Origin of the sequence: Umbribacter vaginalis (assembly GCA_001552935.1) — a bacterium.
Classification (GTDB): Bacteria; Actinomycetota; Coriobacteriia; order Coriobacteriales; family Eggerthellaceae; genus Berryella; species Berryella vaginalis.
On record KQ959712.1, the window covers coordinates 1,355 to 3,581 of the forward strand.

1 protein-coding gene is annotated in these 2,227 nt (G+C 45.2%); it reads right to left on the reverse strand.

The features are described from left to right. A partial coding sequence (locus HMPREF3190_RS07700; protein ID WP_449676334.1) for a SpaA isopeptide-forming pilin-related protein occupies positions 1-2,227 on the reverse strand: 2,227 nt, incomplete at both ends.

The window sequence follows — 2,227 nt, forward strand, 5'->3', positions numbered from 1 at the left end:
CTGGAAAGTGCGTGTCCATTTTGAATTGATGAGATAACCTAAAGGCGCTTTTGTTTCGTGGACTTCATATGTGCCATACGGAAGCGCGTTTGCACTTGTTTGTGCCACGCCATCGCGCTCGGTATAAATTACCTTGCACACTTCACCTGGCTTGTAGCGTGTGCCATCAACTACCACGTCATTGCGTGATTTGTTCGTGATGCAGAACTCAGCGCCACCAAGGGTTGCACCACCGAGAGCGATATTGCTGCCTGTTTCCGCATCTGCTTTACCAAGGCGGACACCACCTTTGCAGACGGTATCCTCACTCCATACCAGGAGATCTGCTAGCTCGACATGCTGATTTTCATCATCAATCGTAACAGTCTTTTCATAGCCGTCATTGAGATACGTGCCATTGGATTTTACTTCACGGACGGTGTATGTACCGTATGCAAGACGATGTTCAGGCATTTTTGCAATGACGCGTGTACCGTCATAGCGCGTTGTGATTCTATCGCACACCTCGCCTGGTTGATACACCTTACCATCAACCATAACCGCCTGGCGCGACTTGTTTGTGATTTCATACGTAATACCCTCAAGTGTGGCATCGCCTTGTGCGTAACTTTCACCCAGCTCAGCATCTGCTTTAACGACACTAATGTCACCACGTTTTACCTGGTTAGGAGCACTTTGTGCAACTGAGGTTGCATCCGTAATTTTGCCATCCTCGTGCACTTCCACCAAGGTTGACCAGTCATAATTAAGCAAATACCCATCAGGCTCAGCGCTCTCTTTTACCTTATATGTACCATAAGGCAAAAGGTTAGATGGTGTTTGTGCGATACCATCTGCATTGGTATTGATTGCCATAATCCACTCACCAGGCTTATAGCGATTGCCATTCACCACTACATCAGCAGTAGATGCATTAAAGATACTAAATTCGCAATTCTCAAGCGTTGCATCTCCTCGCGCGATGTGTTCCTGACGCTCTCTATCAATCTTACCTACTGCAAGCCCACCACGAAAAACGCTGTCATAACTTGCATTTTCATTTTGATAGACGATTTGCTCCCCGTTTTCGCGAATAGAAAACTCACGCTTGAAGTCGCATTTGTGGTATGAATTATTTGCACTTAGCTCGTAGATCTCATAATCACCATAGGGCAGTTTGTTGGTAGTCGCGATGTAGCGATTACCATCCTTGCGTGTAGTAATTTGCTCACATACCGTATTTGGTGCGTGTACAACACCGTCACTGGTCACTACAGAGCCATACGAGCGATTAACGATTTCATATGTAATGCCCTCAAGGGTTGCATCGCCTTGCGCATAGCTTTCTTTTAGATCATCGTCACGTTTTTCAACGGTTACGCCACCATAAACGGCTTTTTCTTTTTGTATGGTTGTCGATGTACCGAGGTTACCCTCAGTTGGAAACACATCCCCCTCAATACGAGTATGTGACGGTTGTGTTATGTCATACACCACACGTGTTACAAACATGCTAGGGCTATCAGGCAAAAGATAGCCTGTAGGTGCTTTAGTTTCATAATAGATGTATGTACCAAAGGGAAAAGCTGGATTGCCATAATTATCTAAATAGATTGGATCGCCTGCAACTGGATGATCACGTCTAATATTCACGACACCCTTTTCATCTGTGGCATACACCCACGTGCGCGCAGGTTTACCGCTTGCACGCGCAGCGTCCGCACTATCAAAGTATCCTGGATAAAATTCGCAGGTAAACTCAGCACCAAAAAGCGTACCGTCACCTTGTCCTTTGAACTCTCCTGAATCAGCATCTTTTTTAGCAACAAGAACACCAATAGGGTCATCACCTGGCATCTCTTTTACGGTATAGTCGTTTACACGTGTTGTTTCATTAGGCTTAACCGTTACAACATATGGCTCATTTTCATCAAGTAAATATCCTGGAGATGGCTTGATCTCTTTTGCGTAATACGTACCGCATTTGAGGTTTTCTTCTTTTGCGTATCCACCCTCATCAGTGGTTAGTGTACGCACGGGATCTTTGCCATTGATAGCATCATCGCGCGAGGCGTATAAACCATATTCCGCTCCTTTTAAGGAGTAACACGAATTATTGTCCGAGATCTCGTGATTAGCAGACTCTTTTTGTAGGTCTACATGACCAATATTTTCCCACTCAACGACAATACGGTTTAATCCAAGCTGCGCTTGATCGCCGCCGTTAGAGTACACAATGAAGTAAAAA